Origin of the sequence: Salmonella sp. SSDFZ54, from assembly GCF_004010735.1 — a bacterium.
GTDB lineage: Bacteria > Pseudomonadota > Gammaproteobacteria > Enterobacterales > Enterobacteriaceae > Salmonella > Salmonella enterica.
In genome coordinates this window covers 1-3,904 of record NZ_CP034824.1, presented here as the reverse complement: position 1 = coordinate 3,904, position 3,904 = coordinate 1, and the positions used below count along the sequence as shown (strand labels likewise).

The 3,904-nt window shown below is 51.1% G+C and carries 3 protein-coding genes; 2 read left to right on the top strand and 1 reads right to left on the bottom strand.

All coding sequences use genetic code 11. From position 1 onward, the window contains the following. Window positions 1-49: 49 nt before the first annotated feature. Window positions 50-496, bottom strand: a complete 447-nt coding sequence (locus EOS97_RS26545; protein WP_000184723.1) for a conjugal transfer protein TraD — start codon at window positions 494-496, stop codon at window positions 50-52. 171 nt (window positions 497-667) lie between these two features. Between EOS97_RS26545 and EOS97_RS26540 the strand changes: the two genes are divergently transcribed. Beyond that, complete coding sequence (locus EOS97_RS26540) at window positions 668-2,218, top strand: MobA/MobL family protein (RefSeq protein WP_001624483.1); 1,551 nt, start codon at window positions 668-670, stop codon at window positions 2,216-2,218. A gap of 455 nt (window positions 2,219-2,673) precedes the next feature. Further along, the gene (locus EOS97_RS26535) at window positions 2,674-3,693 is read left to right on the top strand and encodes a replication initiation protein (RefSeq protein ID WP_032329766.1); all 1,020 of its coding nucleotides are present in this window, start codon (window positions 2,674-2,676) and stop codon (window positions 3,691-3,693) included. The last annotated feature ends 211 nt before the right edge of the window (window positions 3,694-3,904 follow it).

Below are 3,904 nucleotides of genomic sequence, written 5' to 3'. Positions count from 1 at the left end.
AGCGAATGAGCGAGGAAGCACCAGGGAAACGGAACGTGAACGGAGGCTCTTACGCACTGTCTTTGGTTAGTAGCTCCTTCCCGCGTCTTTCCCATTCCTGCCATTTTGGGTGGTTGCGCGGTAGCTCTGCGATTCCTGCGAGTGCGCCTACCAGTTCGGCAGCACTAAACTTTGGTTTTCCGGTTTTGCTGTCCACCAGTCCTGCCACAATCATGAGGCCTGCGGCCTTGTAGAGTTCATGATCCCGCGCCTTTCGTTCCGCCCTTGCGGCTGCCTTCCGTTCTGCCGCTATGATTGCCGTTACCCTGGCTTTTGCTGCGGCTGCTTTCTCTGCGGTTTTTTCTGCCCGTATCAGTGCGGACAACGTTTTTTCATCCGTCGTTGTTCGGTTTTTTTTCTCTGCCAGTAACACAAGTAATCTCTGCTGCTCTGACGGTGATTTCAGTCCGTTGATGTAGGCAATTTTTGCACTTAACCACTCTTCACGATTTGTCATTCTTACCTCTGCATTTTTGCCGTTAATGTGAGTTGTTATTGTGCATAATATCACCTTGTCTGCCTGCGTGTGAGACCGTAAAATCATCCCTGATTAATTCAGGGATGCGCACTTAGTAGTTTCTCTCCTTCGTCGAGAAACTGTGCGCTCCTGCGGAGGGCTAAAAGGCAGATGGCAAGCTACCATTGCACCGTCAAAGCTGGAGCAAAAGGCAGTGCCTTAAAACATGCTGATTACATTTCCAGATCCGGCGAATATAAGAGCTACAAATCGCGGGAGGATCTGGAATTTTCGTCATCAGGTAACATGCCATCATGGGCGAAGAAAAATCCCGCAGAGCTATGGAAAGCCGCAGATGAATTTGAACGAAAAAACGGGACTGCATACCGTGAAATTGAGATCGCGTTACCGCGTGAACTGACACGCGAACAACGGATAGAACTTGTTGAAGATTTCGTGCAAAAGGAACTTGGCGATCGCCATGCCTACCAGTACGCGATCCACAATCCGCCAGGTGCAATCGACGGAAAGGAACAGCCACACGCGCATATCATGTTTTGCGAGCGGATTAATGATGGTATTGAACGCGATCCGCAGCAATTTTTTAAACGTGCCAACAGCAAATCACCAGAACGGGGAGGCGCAAAAAAAGCGAGTATTCCCCAGACAGCCGGAGAGCGAAAAGCCGCCCTTGTTGCGCTGCGTTCCCGCTGGGCAGATGTGCAGAATGAGCACCTTGCGCGATACGGTCACGAGTCGCGCGTAGATCATCGTTCTCTGAAAGAACAGGGTATCAATCGCACGCCGGAAGTTCATCTTGGCCCCGTTCAGGCCGCCAGTCTCAATGGTGAGCAGATTGTTGCAATCCAGGAACGGAGGAATGCCGAGCGGGAACTCAAGACCGCCAGAGATGCCGCAAATGCCATTCAGCAGGAACAGGAGCAAAAGCAAAAAATCAAGGCAGTTGAGCCTGTTCGTTCAGCCCGTTCACCGGAGTTATTGCTTCAGTACCGCAAGGTTATGAAAACGGTCATTCAGGGAGAAGCAAGGCTTGCTCGTTTAGGGGATGCCAATCCCAATGCGCTCAAAGAACATAAGCTGCTTCAGAATGCGAAAGCAAAAAAAGACTCTCTTTCCGAATGGAGCAGGCGAATATATGAAGGGGCACGGTATTTAGACAAACTGGGGCGTAATGTCGTTTCCGCACAAAGGGAGCTGCGGGAGCTACAGGAACAACGCAATGCTTTGAATGGGATTCGTGGCCTGTTTCGGGGGGCTGACAAAAGGGAGATTGATGCGCGTATTCTGGAGCAAAAAAGTGTGCTGGAAACCGCTGAACATGAAAGGAATGAATTCAGGAACAAGCTACAGCAAGCCGAATCCGAGTGGGACAAAGAAAACGCTGCTTTTAAGCGTACCGAGGGATATAAGTACGTTGGGGATCTGGACAGGTACAGAGAACGTGAGATTCTGGCCGCGGCATCTTTAGAGAATACCAGGCAAAAGGTTGCTGAAGAAGTATCCGTTGCCCGTAGCCAGATGTTATCTCTGGAGCCTGAACTCAGTATATCTGGAGATGAAAAAGCTCAAATGCGACATGAGTTACTGGCAGAAATGGCGCAGGAACGGCAGCAACAGGAGGAAAAGGCACTGCGTATACAGCGATCCTGGGCCAGGGAGGCATCACGTAGTAACGAACGTGATCAAGATATGGAGCGTTGAAAATGTAGCAATATCGGGACTGCGCCCCGAACCCCGCCAACGTTTCACGGAACGCGAAAAAATTCCGCGTCCCGTTCACCGTTTTCTGATGAGAAAGTTTGCTGTTTTGACCCGTTCGCCCTTCTGAACGCTCGAAACAGATCGCGCATCGCTTTCGTGCATAGTTATGCAACGCTCTGAAAGCGATTCTGACGCGTTTTTCTGGTTTGGCCTGGTGTTTTCCTGTCTTTTTGCGTTTTTTGCGTCAGGAAGCGACTGAGGGCGTTTTACGGGGTACGTACAACAGGAGTTATGGTAAATGGATCGGGTTTGCGGGAAGACTCGACAGGTTTTGTCGTTGGGGGTAGTGTAAGCGACTGAAAAACAAACGCCCCTGAAATTCGTGTCTATCCGCCAAGACTGTCACGAAAATACAGGGGCGATGTCGGTCGATAACCTGGAAGGAATCGTAACACATGAGCGCCGCGCTTCAATACTTCGAAGAAAATTTACCCCGCCGTCCCTATCACACGGATGATCTCGCTTTTGGTCTTCGCATCTCCGGCAAAGGGCGTGCGCTGCTTGCGCGGTACATCCAGCAGAACCAGCCTCATGCGCAGTTCTGGCTGGTTTTTGACGTTGACCGCGAGGGGGCAGCGATTGACTGGAGCGACCGGAACGCCCCCGCGCCGAACATCACCGTTAAAAATCCTGTGAACGGACACGCTCACCTGCTCTATGCACTCAATATCGCCGTGAGAACCGCGCCTGATGCGTCGGTTAAGGCGCTGAAATATGCCGCAGCGGTTGAACGTTCGCTGTGTGAGAAACTTTGTGCTGATGTGAACTACAGCGGACTGATTTGCAAAAATCCGTTCCACCTGGAATGGCAGGTGATGGAGTGGCGCGAGGAAGCCTATACCCTCGATGAACTGGCTGATTATCTCGATTTGAGCGCCTCAGCGCGTCGTAGCATCGATAAACATTACGGGATGGGGCGAAACTGCCACCTGTTCGAAATGACGCGCAAATGGGCTTACAGGGCGATTCGTCAGGGCTGGCCAGCATTCTCACAGTGGCTTGATGCCGTGATTCAGCGTGTCGAAATGTACAACGCATCGCTTCCCGTTCCGCTTTCTCCGCCTGAATGTCGGGCTATTGGCAAGAGCATTGCGAAATACACGCACAGGAACTTCACGCCGGAAACTTTCGCACAGTATGTGGCTGATACGCACACGCCAGAAATTCAGGCAGCACGCGGTCGCAAGGGCGGGAAGGCCAATTCGTCAGAAAATCAGTCGGACAAAGGGAAAAAAAGCGCCGCTGTTCGGTGGACTGCTAACGACGACAAACGTCGTAGGGCGCTTGATATGTATATCTTGGGAGCGTCAACGGAAGATATTGCAGTGGCGGTTGGTGTTAGCAGCCGGACTATTCGACGCTGGATGGATAATTCTGGAGAATGGTTAACCAAGAAACAAATAGTTAAATTTTAATTAACAGAAAAATGACAATTACCCCCTGTTTTTGTTAATGGATGGTTAAATTCGCGGACATGAACAAGCCTATATCAGATAACAGCGCCTTTCGGCGTCTTTTTGAGCAGCGGGCTTTCCGGCGGTTTTCTCCTGTCAGCCCAGCAATGGTGCGGCTTACCGCATGATTGAGGTGGTTGTGCTCGCCGCAGTCTCATGACCGAGCGTAGCG

Coding starts and splice junctions, on each gene's coding strand:
- EOS97_RS26545 (WP_000184723.1), bottom strand. CDS start 496: ATGACAAATCGTGAAGAGTGGTTAAGTGCAAAAATTGCCTACATCAAC.
- EOS97_RS26540 (WP_001624483.1), top strand. CDS start 668: ATGGCAAGCTACCATTGCACCGTCAAAGCTGGAGCAAAAGGCAGTGCC.
- EOS97_RS26535 (WP_032329766.1), top strand. CDS start 2,674: ATGAGCGCCGCGCTTCAATACTTCGAAGAAAATTTACCCCGCCGTCCC.